This is a genomic window from Pseudomonas sp. Au-Pse12 (assembly GCF_021341665.1).
GTDB lineage: Bacteria > Pseudomonadota > Gammaproteobacteria > Pseudomonadales > Pseudomonadaceae > Aquipseudomonas.
In genome coordinates this window covers 96,091-111,330 of the sequence record NZ_JAJTTH010000007.1, presented here as the reverse complement: position 1 = coordinate 111,330, position 15,240 = coordinate 96,091, and the positions used below count along the sequence as shown (strand labels likewise).

Annotated in this window: 14 protein-coding genes; 4 read left to right on the top strand and 10 right to left on the bottom strand. The window is 64.6% G+C overall.

Translation table 11 applies throughout. The features are described 5' to 3' along the window. Positions 1 to 11: 11 nt before the first annotated feature. From LXM55_RS20615 to LXM55_RS20605, 3 genes are all read right to left on the bottom strand, one after another. The gene (locus LXM55_RS20615) at positions 12 to 1,100 is read right to left on the bottom strand and encodes a transketolase-like TK C-terminal-containing protein (RefSeq protein WP_233322070.1); all 1,089 of its coding nucleotides are present in this window, start codon (positions 1,098 to 1,100) and stop codon (positions 12 to 14) included. A gap of 370 nt (positions 1,101 to 1,470) precedes the next feature. Then, entirely contained in the window at positions 1,471 to 2,511 is a 1,041-nt protein-coding gene (locus LXM55_RS20610; RefSeq protein ID WP_233322069.1) for an AraC family transcriptional regulator, read from the bottom strand. A 4-nt stretch (positions 2,512 to 2,515) separates the two neighbouring features. Then, complete coding sequence (locus LXM55_RS20605; RefSeq protein WP_233322068.1) at positions 2,516 to 3,646, bottom strand: carbon-nitrogen hydrolase family protein; 1,131 nt, start codon at positions 3,644 to 3,646, stop codon at positions 2,516 to 2,518. Positions 3,647 to 3,856: 210 nt separating this feature from the next. Between LXM55_RS20605 and LXM55_RS20600 the strand changes: the two genes are divergently transcribed. Together LXM55_RS20600 and LXM55_RS20595 are read left to right on the top strand one after the other, a co-directional pair. Then, on the top strand, positions 3,857 to 5,896 hold the full coding sequence (locus LXM55_RS20600) for an NADPH-dependent 2,4-dienoyl-CoA reductase (protein ID WP_233322067.1): 2,040 nt from the start codon (positions 3,857 to 3,859) through the stop codon (positions 5,894 to 5,896). 75 nt (positions 5,897 to 5,971) lie between these two features. After that, positions 5,972 to 6,901, top strand: a complete 930-nt coding sequence (locus LXM55_RS20595) for a 1-aminocyclopropane-1-carboxylate deaminase/D-cysteine desulfhydrase (RefSeq protein WP_233322066.1) — start codon at positions 5,972 to 5,974, stop codon at positions 6,899 to 6,901. On the opposite strand, the gene LXM55_RS20590 is transcribed toward LXM55_RS20595, so the two are convergent. From LXM55_RS20590 to LXM55_RS20580, 3 genes are all read right to left on the bottom strand, one after another. Beyond that, positions 6,892 to 7,446: a cytochrome b gene (locus tag LXM55_RS20590; protein WP_233322065.1), complete on the bottom strand. Its 555-nt coding sequence runs from the start codon at positions 7,444 to 7,446 to the stop codon at positions 6,892 to 6,894. The genes LXM55_RS20595 and LXM55_RS20590 overlap by 10 nt on opposite strands. 197 nt (positions 7,447 to 7,643) lie before the next feature. Beyond that, a complete protein-coding gene (gene phnX, locus LXM55_RS20585; RefSeq protein ID WP_233322064.1) occupies positions 7,644 to 8,471 on the bottom strand; it encodes a phosphonoacetaldehyde hydrolase in 828 nt (275 codons plus the stop codon). Positions 8,472 to 8,575: 104 nt separating this feature from the next. Further along, positions 8,576 to 9,685 (bottom strand): 2-aminoethylphosphonate--pyruvate transaminase, encoded by a 1,110-nt coding sequence (locus LXM55_RS20580; protein WP_233322063.1) that lies wholly within the window; start codon positions 9,683 to 9,685, stop codon positions 8,576 to 8,578. Positions 9,686 to 9,795: 110 nt separating this feature from the next. Between LXM55_RS20580 and LXM55_RS20575 the strand changes: the two genes are divergently transcribed. Together LXM55_RS20575 and LXM55_RS20570 are read left to right on the top strand one after the other, a co-directional pair. Then, the gene (locus LXM55_RS20575; protein WP_233322062.1) at positions 9,796 to 10,716 is read left to right on the top strand and encodes a LysR substrate-binding domain-containing protein; all 921 of its coding nucleotides are present in this window, start codon (positions 9,796 to 9,798) and stop codon (positions 10,714 to 10,716) included. Positions 10,717 to 10,773: 57 nt separating this feature from the next. Then, positions 10,774 to 11,478, top strand: a complete 705-nt coding sequence (locus tag LXM55_RS20570) for a YebC/PmpR family DNA-binding transcriptional regulator (RefSeq protein ID WP_233322061.1) — start codon at positions 10,774 to 10,776, stop codon at positions 11,476 to 11,478. A 69-nt stretch (positions 11,479 to 11,547) separates the two neighbouring features. On the opposite strand, the gene LXM55_RS20565 is transcribed toward LXM55_RS20570, so the two are convergent. The 4 genes from LXM55_RS20565 to zapE all read right to left on the bottom strand — a co-directional run bounded on the left by LXM55_RS20565 (position 11,548) and on the right by zapE (position 15,072). Next, on the bottom strand, positions 11,548 to 12,861 hold the full coding sequence (locus LXM55_RS20565) for a leucine-rich repeat-containing protein kinase family protein (protein ID WP_233322060.1): 1,314 nt from the start codon (positions 12,859 to 12,861) through the stop codon (positions 11,548 to 11,550). Between the two features lie 97 nt (positions 12,862 to 12,958). Further along, on the bottom strand, positions 12,959 to 13,330 hold the full coding sequence (locus LXM55_RS20560; RefSeq protein WP_233322059.1) for a hypothetical protein: 372 nt from the start codon (positions 13,328 to 13,330) through the stop codon (positions 12,959 to 12,961). Next, on the bottom strand, positions 13,320 to 13,931 hold the full coding sequence (locus tag LXM55_RS20555) for a hypothetical protein (RefSeq protein WP_233322058.1): 612 nt from the start codon (positions 13,929 to 13,931) through the stop codon (positions 13,320 to 13,322). Before LXM55_RS20555 ends, LXM55_RS20560 begins: the two co-directional genes overlap by 11 nt. Positions 13,932 to 13,953: 22 nt before the next feature. Continuing rightward, positions 13,954 to 15,072 carry a cell division protein ZapE gene (zapE, locus tag LXM55_RS20550; protein WP_233322057.1) on the bottom strand — a complete coding sequence of 373 codons (1,119 nt, stop codon included), beginning with the start codon at positions 15,070 to 15,072 and terminating at the stop codon, positions 13,954 to 13,956. Between the last annotated feature and the right edge of the window lie 168 nt (positions 15,073 to 15,240).

Here is a 15,240-nt window from a genome sequence, read left to right as displayed (position 1 = left end):
GCCGATTGCCGTCATGGCAAGCCGTAGGTCCGCATTGCCTGTTCCACACATTGCCGGGGCAGTTGCCCGGTGTCTGCCAGGCTCTTGAGGGCGAGGACGGCGATCCAGCGCGCTTCAGGGCAGCGGCCGCGACGCGGGTCGCGGACAGCATCGAAGGAGTCGCTGCCCAAGGCCACCAGCTCGACCTGCAAGTGGGGGCGCAGTTGTTCGGCCACTGCCTGGCCGTAGCCGGTCACCGCAATCACCGGTGCCGAGCCGCCCGCCAGGCAGCGTTGCAGGTGTGAATCACGTTTTGCTTCAGCAGGGTGCAGGCGGTTCCAGCGTTGCGCCGCTGCCGCCTCGCGAGCCAGGCGGGTGTAGCTGGGGCAACTCCACAGCTGGCTGGCCACGGACCAATCGCGCTCCAGCAGGTCCGCCGCCGCCCTGACCTGGGCAAACGCCCGGCCGGCGCCGAGCAGGCGCACCCGTTTATCCCTTGTCGGTGCTCCGATGTCCGCCACTTTGTACATGCCTTGCAGGGCGGCGTGCTTCTGCTCCGGCGCCAGCTCCAGGTGCAGTTCATGGTCATGCAGGGCCAGGTAGTAGAAGCCGGGCTGGCCTTCGATATACAGACGCTGCAGGGCTTCGAGAACGATCGCCTCGGCTTCTGCACCGGTGGCTGGGTCGAACGGCAGGCAGTGCGGGTTATGCGCTAGCCACAATGCCAGCGACGGGTCGGCGCCCTTGGGCCAGGGTGACGCCTGGGTTTCGCTGTCGTTGCACAGGATGCCCCGCGCCGCGGTCTCGGCGCTGACCGCGCACAGCTGCGCCGAAGAGCTGGAGCGGTGCAGGTAGAGCAGGGGCCTTTCAGTGGTGTCGGTCGAGAACCAGAGCGGCCAGGCGCTGATCCGGGTGCTTCGCGGCTGAGCGCCATGGCTGCGTACCACCCAGGCCTGGCGCGCGGTGCGCCGGTCCAGCTCCAGGGTATTGGCCATTTCCAGCACCGTGTTCAGCGGCGAGCCGCCGGGGTTGTGGGCGCGCCTGAGCAGCTCCAGGCAGGCCTGGGCCGCCTGCTGCGCGGGAGCCACGGTGCGAGTGGAGAAAAGTGACGATGGATTCATGCTTGGCGCCGTCCGCAAAGGGTTCGGCGGCTACCCTAACGGATTTGGCGATTTTGTTGCAATTACAATCATTGCAATTGCAATCATGGATGAGGACTAAATTCCTCATGGCCTGTTACGTTTTAATTGCAGAAATCCTGACCTTGGGGGTAGTATTTTTTCTGTCATCCCGGCACTTTATGCTGGTCCCAGCGGTCATTAGGCACAGGGTTATTCAACAGGGTTATTCAACAGGGTTATTCAACAACGGAAAAAGGAGTCCGCCATGGACGATTACCAAGAGGAACTGCTGGAGTATCAAGCTTTCGAGCTGGATCCTCTGGAACCAGCAGAAGACGCCACCGAGCTGTAACGCCGGTGGCGTTTTTTTTTAGCCGAACTGCCGGTGGCTGCGGCGAAACTCTCCCGGGGTCTGGTCATTCCAGCGCTTGAACGCTCGTTGAAACGCCTCGGCTGAGGCAAAGCCCAACAGATAGGCAATTTCACCGAACGCCAGTTCGGTATCGCGGATGTAGGTCATGGCCAGGTCGCGACGGGTGTCGTTGAGAATCGCCCGAAACTGCGTCCCTTCTTCCGCCAGCTTGCGCCGCAAGGTCCAGGTCGGCAGCTTCAGGCGCGTTGCCACTTCTTCCAGGTCCGGTTCGCGGCCGCCATTGAGCAACGGCCCGAGCATTTGAATGATGCGCTCGCGCAGGCTGCGAGTGCGGGTCAGTTGCTCCAGTTCCCTTTCGCACAACTGCAGCAGATGCCGCCAGGTACTCGGGCAATGTTCCGGGTTGCGCAAACCGAGGCTGGCCTGGCTCAGGCGCAGTTGATTCTGCTCGACGCCAAATTGGATGGGCGTGGGGCCAAGCACAGCGTAGGCGTCGTGATAGTCCGGGCGCTCGAACTCGATATCGATCTGTTCCGCGTGGATCGCCTGAGCAGCGACGCTGGACAGCTGTTGCAGCCAGCCGGAGATGATCGAGTCCACCACAAAGCGGTTGTAGGCGTTGTAGGGGCTGATGGAGTAGAAGCGCAGCCAAGCGCCGTTGGCATCCTCGTGAAAGCTCGACTGGCCGCGATAGTTGGAGCCGTACAAGGCTTCGAACCGGGTCAGGCAACGAGCGGCTTCGCGCACGTTGGGGGCTTGGGCGGCCGTCACTCCTGCCAGGCCGGCCTGGCTCAGGCGGCTCAGGCGGCCCATGCGCAAGCCCAGCGCCGGGTCGCCAGTCAGTTGGATTGCCCCATGACCCAGGCGCATGTAACGCGGGATCGACAGCCGCGCCCCGGCTTGCGCCAGGCGCGCGGCGTCCAGTGCGTACTGTTCCAGCAGGGGGCTCGGGTCCTGCCCGTGGCTGCGGACCGCGTCGATCAGGCTGTGGACGAAGCCCACCGACAAGTCTCCCAGGCGCATCGGTGGGGTTTTCATGGGCTTACAACCAGATGTTCAGCAGCCGGGCGCCGCGGTTGCCCTGGTCGGCAAAGGTCTGGCCGTTGCTGTTGATGAAACTCTGGCCGCTGCTGCGCTGATCCCAGAACTGGCCGCGCAGGAACACGCTGACCCCGGCGCTGGCCAGGCTGCTGGGCGCGCGTGCAGTGAGGGTCAGGCGATGCCAGGCTTCACCCTCGCTGACTTCCTCGGGCTTGAGGCTGACTTCAGAGGGCGTGGCGATGCTCTTGTAGCCGCGCCAGGGTTTGTCCCAGCCGTCGCGGCCCATGACAAAGGCCGGCACCGCCACCAGCTGGACGCCCTGGTCGTTGAGCTTGCGGTAGTTGTCGGGGTACCAGCTGTCGCTGCCGATCAACACGCCGAGGCGCCCGGCGGGGGTGTCGATTACCCGCAGGTCCTTGCCGCTGTCGCCTTTTACGTAGCCGCTTTCGGCATAGGTCGGGTAGATCTGCCGCTGAGGCTGCCCCATGGGCTGGCCATTGCTGTCGAACACCAGGCTGCTGTTGTACAGGGCGCCATGGCCGACCTGCAGGTTGCCCTGGCTGACACTGGGCTCCGGCAGGATGATCGTGCCAGCCACCAGGGTCACGTGGAACTCCTTGGCCAGGCCGCCGAACAGCAACTGATAGTCCTTGGCCATCTTCTTCGCCTTCATGCGCAGGTACGCATCGTCCAGGCGGCTTTTACCCTGGGCGCCGATCAGCGCCTTGAGAAACGGTAGCGGGTTGCTCACCGCCAGCCAGTTCATCGCCTCTTTCAGCGAGGTGGCCTGGTACAGCTCATTTTTTTCGCCAGCCACCAGCAGCCAGGTGCCGACATGTTCCGGCAGCACGACGATGGTCTTGTCATTGACCAGGCCCTTGTCACGGGCTTGCTGCAAGTAGGCCGCGAGCTTGCGATGCAGGCGTTCGATGCTCTGGTAGTCGGTGGGGAACAGTTCGGGTTGAATCGCCAGCAGATTGCCGTGTTCGGCCGGCACACCCTGATCCACCGCGAGCTGGATACGCAGGTCCGACAGGTAGTGCGCCCCCGGACGGTCGCGGGTCCAGAGTGCGTAGCTGGTGATCGAGGCAAGCAATGCCAGGGTGAGGGTGATGTAGAGAAGTTTGCGCATGGGAAAACAGTCAGCGGCCGTGTGCTGGGTTCGCCGACTAGGGTAGGGCGCGGGTCGGCGATTGCCAAGGGGGCGCTGCGCGTTTTAATCATTAAGTTGTCAGTTACGGTCATTGAGCGCTGGGTACTGTGCTCTTAGTCTGTGCAGCACTACTGATGGAAGCCGCAGAGCTTCCGCATTTTCCGTGATTGCCCGATCTGGAGTGACACCATGGCTGGAGCACCTTACCCGCATTTGCTGGCCCCCCTCGACCTGGGTTTCACCACCCTGCGCAACCGCACCCTGATGGGGTCCATGCACACTGGTCTGGAAGAAAAACCCGGCGGTTTCGAGCGCATGGCGGCGTATTTTGCCGAGCGTGCCCGGGGCGGCGTGGGCCTGATGGTCACCGGCGGCATTGGCCCCAACGATGAGGGCGGGGTGTATTCCGGCGCCGCCAAGCTGACCACCGAAGAAGAGGCGCTCAAGCACCAGATCGTGACCCGCGCGGTGCATGAAGCCGGCGGCAAGATCTGCATGCAGATCCTCCACGCCGGGCGCTACGCCTACAGCCCCAAGCAGGTGGCGCCCAGCGCGATCCAGGCGCCGATCAACCCGTTCAAGCCCAAGGAGCTGGACGAGGAAGGCATCGAGAAGCAGATCCGCGACTTCGTCACTTGCTCGACCCTGGCGCAGAAGGCCGAATACGACGGCGTCGAGATCATGGGCTCGGAAGGGTATTTCATTAACCAGTTCCTGGCGGCCCACACTAACCACCGTACCGATCGCTGGGGCGGCAGCTATGAAAACCGCATGCGCCTGCCAGTGGAAATCGTCCGCCGGGTGCGTGAGGCGGTAGGCCCGAACTTCATCATCATTTTCCGCCTGTCGATGCTCGACCTGGTGGAAGGCGGCAGCACCTGGGAAGAGATCGTACAGCTGGCCAAAGCCATCGAAGGCGCTGGCGCGACCCTCATCAACACCGGCATCGGCTGGCACGAAGCGCGGATCCCGACCATCGCCACCAAGGTGCCGCGGGCCGCGTTCAGCAAGGTCACGGCCAAGCTGCGGGGTTCGGTGAGCATTCCGCTGATCACCACCAACCGCATCAATACCCCGGAAGTCGCCGAGCAGATCCTCGCCGAGGGCGATGCCGACATGGTCTCCATGGCCCGGCCGTTCCTGGCCGACCCGGATTTCGTCAACAAGGCCGCTGAAGGCCGCGCCGACGAGATCAACACCTGCATCGGCTGCAACCAGGCCTGCCTGGACCACACCTTCGGCGGCAAGCTCACCAGTTGCCTGGTCAACCCTCGGGCCTGCCACGAGACCGAGCTGAACTACCTGCCGGTCAAGCAGATCAAGAAGATTGCCGTGGTCGGTGCTGGCCCGGCGGGCCTTTCCGCCGCCACCGTGGCCGCCGAGCGCGGGCATCAGGTCACCCTGTTCGACTCCGCCAGCGAAATTGGCGGCCAGTTCAACGTCGCCAAGCGGGTGCCGGGCAAGGAGGAGTTCTACGAAACCCTGCGCTACTTCAAGCGCAAATTGCAGACCACGCATGTCGAGCTGTGCCTCGATACCCGGGTGGATGTGGCGCAACTGGTGGCCGGTGGCTTCGATGAAATCATCCTGGCCACCGGCATTGCCCCGCGCACACCGGCGATCCCCGGGGTTGAGCACCCGAAGGTCCTCAGCTACCTGGACGTGCTGCTGCAACGCAAGCCGGTGGGCAAGAGCGTGGCGGTGATCGGGGCGGGCGGCATCGGCTTCGACGTTTCCGAGTTCCTCGTGCACCAGGGCGTGGCCACCAGCCAGGACCGCGAAGCGTTCTGGAAGGAGTGGGGCATCGATACCCAGCTCCAGGCCCGTGGTGGCGTGGCTGGAATCAAGGCCGAGCCCCATGCGCCGGCGCGCCAGGTGTTCCTGTTGCAACGCAAGAAATCCAAGGTCGGCGACGGCCTGGGCAAGACCACCGGCTGGATTCACCGCACCGGGCTGAAGAACAAGCAGGTGCAGATGCTCAACAGCGTCGAGTACCTGAAGATCGACGACGCGGGCCTGCACATCCGTATCGGCGAAGCGGGTGAGCCCCAGGTGCTGGCGGTGGACAACATCGTCATCTGTGCCGGTCAGGACCCGCTGCGCGAGCTGCAGGATGGCCTGCTGGCGGCGGGGCAGAACGTGCACCTGATTGGCGGTGCCGATGTGGCCGCCGAGCTGGACGCCAAGCGCGCCATCAACCAGGGTTCGCGTCTGGCGGCCGAGCTGTAACGCCCAGGGGGGGGGCAGTCTGCCAGCGTTTCGGGCTGGTAGACTGCGCTCCCTTCTTTGCCGAACCCGCTACCGATGTCTTTCCCCGAATCCTTCGACTGGTTACCCCACGCCCCGCTGCAACGGCTGGAGCTGGACTGGCTGTCCCGGGCCGGGGTCGAGGTGGCGGTATTGCGCCTGGACCTGATCGATCCGCTGATCAGCGGCAACAAGTGGTTCAAGCTCACCGAGCACCTGGCGACGGCCCGCAGCCTGGGCGCTCAAGGGGTTATCAGCCTGGGGGGCGCCCACTCCAATCATCTGCATGCGCTGGCCGCCGCCGGTCGGCGTTTTGCCTTTCCCACGGTCGGGCTGTTGCGCGGCCATCCGCAAGACACCCCGACGGTCCTCGACCTGCAAGCGTTTGGCATGCACCTGCACTGGCTGGGCTACGCCGGTTACCGGGAGCGCCACGCGCCCGGCTTCTGGGCCGAGTGGCAGGCGCGCTACCCCGGGCTGCACCCGGTGCCGGAGGGCGGAGGCGGGCTGGCGGGCGCTTCAGGCTGCCGCGTGTTGCGCGAACAGGTGCAAAAACAGTTGCCCGCCCTGGGCTGGAGCGATTATCACGGCTGGTGGCTGGCCGTGGGCACCGGCACCACCCTGGCCGGCCTGGTGCTGGCGGAGGCCGGGGCGCGCCCGGTGTATGGCGCCTTGGCGGTGCCCGAGGATCATGGGGTGGCGCAGCAGGTCGAGGGCATATTGCAGGAGGCTGGGCAAGGCCGCGGCGGCTATGAGCTGCTGGACAGCAGCCGCGGTGGTTTTGCCAAGGTCGACGAGCCGCTGCGCAGGTTTGTCCGGCTCACCGAACAGCAATGCGCGCTACCGTTGGAGCCGTTGTACACCGGCAAGGCCTTGCTGGCCTTGCAGGAGCAGGTGATGGCCGGGCGTTTTGCCCCCGGATGCCGATTGATCTTCGTGCACACTGGCGGCCTGCAGGGCCGCCGCGGGTTGTTGGCTCAGGCCTGACCGCGCTGGCGCCACATGCGTTGCAGGGTGTTGTCGCGCATCACGTAGTGGTGATACAGCCCGGCCAGGGCATGCAGCCCGATCAGCCAGTAACCGAGGCTGCCCAGCAACTCGTGCCAGCCCTGGAACTGCTTGGCCAGGGCCTTGTTCTCTTGCACCAGCAGCGGCAGGTCGAGGCCGTAGAACATCACCTGATGGCCTTTGGCGCTGGTGGTCAGCCAGCCGAGGATCGGCATGGTGATCATGAACAGGTACAGGGCCCAGTGCATCAGGGTCGACAGCAGCCGCTGCCACGGCGGCGGTGGTGGCAGGATCTTCGGCGCCACGCCCTGGGCGCGGGCGAACAGACGCAGCCAGACCAGCGCAAACACGGTCAGGCCGAGCATGAAGTGGGCTTCGACAATCAGCGTGCGACCACCACTGCCCTTGGGAAAGATGCCGCGAAATTCGATACAGGCGTAAACCACTGCCAGGAGCACCAGCATCAACCAGTGCAGGGTGATCGTCATGGTGCTGTAGCGGGACTCAGTGTTTTTCCAGGGCATACGGGACATCCTCGGTCATCAGGTCTGAAGCCTCCGTTCTTGAGCGACGGAGTGCTTTAACTGTAATCGGCTTTGTGCCGGTCTGCCTGGGCGGGCGGCAGCTTTTATTCCATTCCCCGATGCTCTGGCCCGCGGCGCAGGCAAAAAAACGGCGGCCCCGAAGGCACCGCCGTTCTGGCCCTGTGGCAGAAGGCGAATCAGTGGCCCTGAGGCATTTCCCCCCGGGCCAGGCGCTGGTTGATGTCGGCAATCACCGCGGGCAGGTCGGCGATGGTGTCGATCATGTAATGCGGGCGCGAGCCCTCGAACAGCGCGTGGATGCGCTGGCGCTCGCTGGCCAGGGTGTCGCAGGGCAGGGCCCGGTAGGCCTCATAGGCCAGGCCCAGGGCGTTGCCCGAGCAGGTCAGCGCCACGGTCCACATGCCGGCGCGGCGGCCTTCGAGAATGCCTGGCACGGTGTCGTCGATTTTCACGCAGGCGGCGACATCGTCGATGCCCAGAGCGATCACGTTGGCCAGGGCCTGGGCCGGCCAGGGGCGGCCGTTGGGCACTTCGTCGGTGGCCACCACGTGGTCGGCGACGTAGCCGTTGGTCGCGGCCAGGGCCACCACCTTGTCCATCACCTGCTTGGGGTAACCGGAGCAGGAACCGATCTTGATCCCTTGCCCGCGCAACTGGGTGATCACTTCCAGGGCACCGGGAATCAGTGCCGAATGCTCGGCGATCTTCTCGATCTGCAACGGCATGAAGCGCTCATAGATGGCGGTGACGTCGGCGTCGGTCGGGGTGCGGCCGAAGACTTGGCGGTAGCGTTCGGCCACCTCCGGCAGGTTGCACAGGGTACGGATATGGTCCCATTTGCCCATGCCCATGGGGCCGCGGGCTTCTTCGATGGAGACCTGGACATCGAACTCGGCGAAGGCTTCGACAAAGATCTGGGTCGGGGCGAAGGAGCCGAAGTCGACCACGGTGCCGGCCCAGTCGAGGATGGCGGCTTGCAGCTGGGTGGGGTTGCTGTAGTTCATGGTTGCAGTGCCTGTTGCAGGGGCGAGCGTGCTCGCGAAAAAAGGTTCGGGGATCGCGGCGCCTGATTCGCGAGCAAGCTCGCTCCTACAGGGGCGCGGGGGCGTTAGAGGTCGAGGACTTGCATCTCCCGCAGGACTTCGCCGATGGCGCTCACCGCGGCTTGCATGCCGTGGCGGTCGACATGGCCGATGCAGCCCACGCGGAAGGTGTCGACCTGGGTCAGCTTGCCCGGGTAGAGGATGAAACCCTTGGCCTTGACCCGTTCGTAGAACTCCTTGAACTGGTAGCGCGGGTCTTTCGGCGCGTGGAAGGTGACGATGATCGGCGCCTGGATCGCCTCCGGCAGAAAGCTCTGCAGGCCCAGTTCGCCCATGCCTTGCAGCAGCGCCCGGCAGTTGTCGGCGTAGCGGGCGTGGCGCGCCGGCAGGCCGCCTTGCTCGTTGTATTGCAGCAGGGCTTCGTGCAGTGCGGCCACCACGTGGGTCGGCGGGGTGAAGCGCCACTGGCCGGTCCTGGCCATGTAGCCGTGCTGGTCGTGCAGGTCCATGGCCAGGGAGTGGGCATTGCCGGCGGCTTGGGCCAGGGAGTGTTTGTCGGCCAGGACAAAGCCCATGCCGGGCACGCCTTCCAGGCATTTGCCGGAGGCGGCGATCAGCGCGTCGAAGGGGATGTGCCGGGCATCGATGGGCAGAGCGCCAAAGGAACTCATGGCGTCGATGATCAGGCGCTTGCCGTGGTCGGCCACCACCCGGGCGATCTCCGGCAGTGGGTTGAGGATGCCGGTGCTGGTTTCGCAGTGGATCAGCGCCACGTGGCTGATGGCGCGGTCGGCCTGGAGCAGGCGCTTGACGTCGGTGGCGGTGGTGGGCTGGTCTTCGGCGGTTTCGAAGGTGCTGAAATCTCGGCCGAGCACTTCGCAGATCTTCGCCAGGCGCTTGCCGTAGGCGCCGTTGATCAGCACCAGGACCTTGCCCTCGCGCGGCACCAGGGTGCCGATGGCCGCTTCCACGGCGAACGTGCCGCTGCCTTGCAGGGGCACGCAGTGGTGGCTGTCGGCGCCGTTGGCGATGGCCAGCAGTTGTTGGCACAGGCTGGCGGTCAGTTGGTTGAAGCGCTCATCCCATGAACCCCAGTCCACCAGCATCGCCTGGCGGGTGCGGGCGGAGGTGGTCAGGGGCCCGGGGGTCAGCAGGAGGGGCTCGGTGATGCGCATGCGGTGTCCTCGAAAAAGTGGGGATGACGCTACGGGGACTAAATTGCAGTTTGCCTTGTCATCAATCAAATTGTTTGTTGTTATGCCAGCCATCAGTGAGGCCGATAGATATGAACCTGTTTCAACTGCGCGCATTCGACGCCGTGGCCCGGGAAGGCAGCTTTACCCGCGCCGCCGCGCGGCTGTTCATCAGCCAGCCGGCCGTCACCGGGCATATCAAGGCCCTGGAAGAGCATTACCAGATCACCTTGCTGCGGCGCACCGCGCGCCGGGTGGAGCTGACCGAAGAGGGCACCCAGCTGGCGGCCATTACCCGGGCCATGTTCGGCCTGGCGCAAGAGGCCCAGGCCATGCTCGAAGCCAACCGGCAACTGCTGACCGGGCGCCTGGAAGTGGCGGCCGACGGCCCGCATCTGGTCATGCCGATGCTCGCCAGTCTGCGGGCGCAGTATCCGGGGGTGACGGTCAACCTGCGCCTGGGCAATGCCCAGGAAACCCTGGCCGCGCTGTTGTCCGAGCACGCTGACGTGGCGCTGCTGACCGAGGTCGAGCCGCGCAAGGGCCTGCACCTGCAAAGCCTGGGCGAGTCGCGGGTCTGTGCCCTGGTGCCCGAAGCTCACCCCTGGCTGGCCCTGGCCGACGGTATCGCCATCGAGCAACTGGACCAGGTGATCATGGTGCTGCGCGAACCCAGTTCGATCACCCGCCGTACCTTCGATGAAGCCTGCGCGCTGGCCAAGGTCCAGCCACGGGTGCTGCTGGAGCTGGACAGCCGCGAAGCGGTGACCGAGGCGGTGGCGGCGCAATTGGGGGTGGGGGTCGTCAGCTCGGCGGAAGTCGGCCACGACCCGCGGGTGCGAACCGTGCCGATTCGCGGCGCGGGCCTGGTCAACCGGCACATGCTCGGCTGCATCGAGCGGCGCCGCGAGCTGCGGTTGATTCAGGCATTCCTGAACCTGGCCCCGGCTGAACCTGTCGCGGCTGCAGCCGGCACTGACTTTTTGGTCGATCAGGGCCTTGAGGACGTATAAACTTGCCCATCGCGTCGGCCAAATCCAACTCGACGCCATAGATCAAGAGAGTGAGTAATGGGCGCACAGTGGAAGGTTAAACACAAAGAAGCGGCAGCCAACGCCAAGGGCAAGATTTTCGGCAAGCTGGTGAAAGAGATCACCATCGCCGCACGTAACGGCGCTGACGTCGCCACCAACGCCCACCTGCGGCTGGTGGTGGAACAGGCGAAAAAGGCTTCGATGCCGCGTGAGACCCTTGAGCGTGCCATCAAGAAAGGCTCGGGCCAGCTCGGCGAGACCGTGCAGTACCACCGCGTGACCTACGAAGGTTTTGCCCCGCACCAGGTGCCGCTGATCGTTGAATGCGTGACCGACAACATCAACCGCACCGTGGCGGAAATCCGCGTGGCCTTCCGCAAGGGCCAGATGGGCGCTTCGGGTTCGGTGTCCTGGGATTTCAACCACGTGGGCATGATCGAAGCCTCGCCGGACAGCCCGGACGCCGATCCGGAACTGGCCGCCATCGAAGCCGGTGCCCAGGATTTCGAGCCGGGGGAGGAGGGCGCGACCCTGTTCCTGACCGAGCCTGCGGACCTCGACGCGGTGCAGAAGGCCTTGCCCGAGCAGGGGTTCACCGTGTTGTCGGCCAAGCTCGGCTACCAGCCGAAGAACCCGGTCAGCGGCCTGAGCGATGAGCAGATGGCTGAAGTCGAAGCCTTCCTCGAAGGCCTGGACAACCATGACGACGTGCAGGACATGTTCGTCGGCCTGGCGGGTTAAGCCGCCATTCGCCGGCCAGCCGGCTCCTACCTGATTGTGGTGTAGGCGCCGTCTGGCCTTTGAGGCTTTTTAGAGCCCCGCCAACTCCTCGCAGATCCGGGCAAAATCCGGTCGCGCCAGTACCTCTGGCTGACAGCAGCGCTGCACCAGCGCCGTCAGTTTCTGTTGTTGCCCCAGGCTCAGCGAACCATCCCCACGCTCCAGCAGTTCTTCCAGCAAGATGCCGAAGGCCCGCACTTCCAGGCGTTGCAGCGCCCGGCTTTGCTCGGTGTCGTCCTGGGCATGGAAGGATGCCGCGCCGAAATCCCCCAGCAGGCAGTCGCCCTGTGCATTCCACAAGGTGTTGTGGCCATAGAGGTCGCCATGGGTAATGCCCTGCGCGTGCAGGTGCGCGCCCACCGAGGCCATGCCCCGGGCGATGCCCAGGGTCACGTCGGCGTTGAAGCAGGCGTTGTCCGGGTAGATGTCCCGGGAGCAGGAGTCCAGGCTCGGCAGCGCCGCCAGGTTGGCAAAGCGTGTGTCGATCAATTGCATCACCAAGCCGTTCTGCCCTTGGGGATGATCCAGGACCCGGCCTTCGACGCGGATCAGGTTCGGGTGCAGCCCGGCGCTGATGCAGGCGTTCATTTCGTGCAGCGGCGAGCCGTCGCTGGTCATCTCGCCCTTGTACAGCTTGACCGCCACCGCGCGCGGCGGTTGCCCGGCGGGTTGCCACTGGGCCTGGTGAATCACCCCCGAGGCGCCTTCGCCCAGGCGCTGTTGCAGGGTCAGTTCGCTCCAGGGAATGCTCGGCGTGGAGGCCAGCGCCGTGGCGTCGGCTTCCGACTCCAGCGGGTTGCCGGCGTAGGCCAGCCAGGTCAGGCGCGGCAGGGCCAGGAGGAACGGTGGCAGTTCGCTCAGGTGGTTGGCGGCGATCCGCAGCAGCTCCAGGCGATGGCACTGGCTCAGGCTCTCGGGCAGCCGGGTCAGGCGGTTGCCGGAGAGCATGAGCTTTTGCAGCAGCGGACGGTTACCCAGCTCTTGCGGCAACTCGCTGATGCAGTTGTCGGTGAGGATCAGCCAGCGCAACTGCGGCGGCAGCGCGGCGGCCGGCACCCGCTCGATGCGGTTGGCCTTGAAGCCGATCATGCTCAGTTGCGCGCATTGGCCGACGCAGGCCGGCACTTCGCGAAACTGATTGTCCGAGCAGAACAGGATGCGCAGGCGGCCGAGCCGATGCAGGTCGTCGGGCAGGCTGCTCAGGGCATTGCCGCTGAGGTTGAGGATTTCCAGGGAGTCGGCGAGATCGAAGATCTCCCGGGGGAACTCGGTCAGTCCACAGGACAGGTCCAGGCGCTTGATTCCGGCCAGCTGGCCGGCCCGCAGTTGGGCAAGGGTATCCATGAACAGCGTCAACACTCGAAAGAAGGAGAAGGGCGGGGAGGATAAAGCAGATCGGCCGGTTTTGCTGCCTAAGCGGTGGGTTGTCCCAGGGCGAGGGTTACTGGGTTTCCAGTAGCCTGAAGGTCAGGGCGGCCTGCTGGTGTTGTTCCCTGTAGTCGGCAATCAGCGTGAGCTCGGTCTTCTGGCCTTTGGACCACAGCTGGCAGGCCACTCTCAGGGTGTGCGGATCGGCCTGCAGCGGGTAGATGTCCAGGGCGACCCTGCCGGTGCGGTCCGCTTGGCTGGCGATCTCACAAGGAGGCATCGCCAGGTGCGCAAGCTGCTCCCCCGAGTACTCCAGCTCTTCGGTGATTTCCTCATACATGGCCGGGCTGACGCCAAACGCCGATAACCCTGCCGGGTTTCCATCCTGCAGGGCCCGCAAAAGGCCAGCGGCCAGTCGATAGAGCTCATCGCGATCAAATGGCATCGTGTAGCGCTCCGAGCAGCCTGCGAAATGCACCCGGTTGCCTGGCGTTGCGGGCCTCTTTGCGCATCGACGACAGGCTGTGGTGCTCAAAGGTGTGCTTGACCGACCGGGTGGCGGCCTGGCCCAGCGGGTTGCTGGAGTCGAAGTCGCTCTCCAGGGTTGCCACCTGATAGGCGCCCTTGTGGCTCCATTGGTTGAAACGCATGACATGCCGGTCATTGAGGATCACGGCGCCTTCTTTCTTGTCGTCCGAGAAATACCAGGCCAGGTTCGGGCGGGTGCCCTTGCCTTGTTGTTCCAGACGTTTGCAGTGCCTGAGCAAAGAGGCAAGGCGTACGCCGCGAACAATGCTGAAGCCACTGCCCAGCCGTTGCTGGTTGAAGAAGTAGCACTTGAGGATCACTTCCTGCGCTCGTCGGTGGTAAGCCGTCGCGTGGCTTTTTTCGTAGAAGTGAAAGTCCGTCGGATCGCCGATCAGTTCATAGCCCTTTGCCGCGAGTTCGTCGGCAGAGAACGCCTCCAGGCCGAACAGCTGCGAATGTTCGAGCGTTGAGTCGTGCAGGTGCTGCTCAAAGAGCTCGAAAAAGGTGATGGGTAACATTTTCCTACCTGCCTGTGGCGGTTCAGCCCAGTGCATGTTCGGGGCCGACTTCCTGCAGCTGCCCGAGGCGGCTGCGGGTTCGCGCCAGGTCAATGGCATGGCCGCCCAGGCTTTCAGCCAGGGGCCGTTGGCCGATCAGCAGCAGGCGCTTGTCCTGGTCGTAGAGCACGTCGATCAGGTTGATGAAGCGCTGCTGGGCGGCGATCGAGCACTCTGCGAGCTTCGGCAGTTCATCGATGATCCAGGTGTCGAACTGGCGGCTCAGTTCCAGGTAGTCCATGACCGCCGTGGGCTGCTCGCACAGGTCGTTGAATTCGAAGCGGATGCTGCGTTGCTGGATCTGTCGGGTGGTCAACTGGCGGCTGCCAACCTGCAGCTGTGTGGCCTGCGCGTGGCGTTCGGGCAGCTTGAGTGCCTGGCGCTGGGCCGCGGTGCCGGGCCAGACATACTGCCCCCGGGTGAAAACCTGCTGCGCGTGGGTTTGCGCGTGGCTGCGGTAGTCCTCGGCGCCACCGACCTCCATGACCTGCATGCGCGCATTGATCAGCTCGATCACCGGCTTGAAGCGGGCGTGGTACAGCGGGTTGGGCAGCAGGCCTTCGGGGGCGTAGTTGGAGGTCACCAGCAGCACGATGCCGCGCTTGAACAAGGCCTTGAACAGCCGGCTGATGAGCATGGCGTCGCCGATGTCGTGGACATGGAACTCATCGAAGCACAGCACCCGGCACTGGCTGAGCAGCTCGTCCAGGGTGGTTTCCAGGGCGTCGTCCTGTTGCTGGTGACGAAATATGCCCTGGTGCAGTTGAGTGAAGAAGTCATGGAAGTGCAGGCGCTGCTTTTCGGCGATGGGCAGGGCGCGGAAGAAACCGTCCAGCAGCCAGCTCTTGCCCCGGCCCACGGCGCCATACAGGTACAGGCTCGGCGCCTGGGGCGTGGCCTGCTGCAGGGCCTCGGCCAGGTGTCCCATGCTGTCTATCACCCGCCGTTGGCCATGGCTCAGGGTGTAACCCAGCTCCAGGGCCTTGTGGTGAAAGTAGTCGTGGATCAGCGCGCTGGCGCCGCTCGGGCGGCGCGAGGTCCTGGCGAACAGGCGACGCCAGGGAGATCGAGTCTGTGCAGGTGCTGGCGGTAAAGCGGCCAATGATGATTACCCCGATGGTTCCAGGCCGCTCACCTTAAAAGCGGCGCGCCAATTTAACCAATAGAAAATGCCCCGGCCAGTTATCTCGAAAAGGCATGGCTGCGCCCGGCCTTGCGAACGGAGTCATTGTCCGGGCAATTAATACGCTAACTGGCGGTTTCCCCGCAG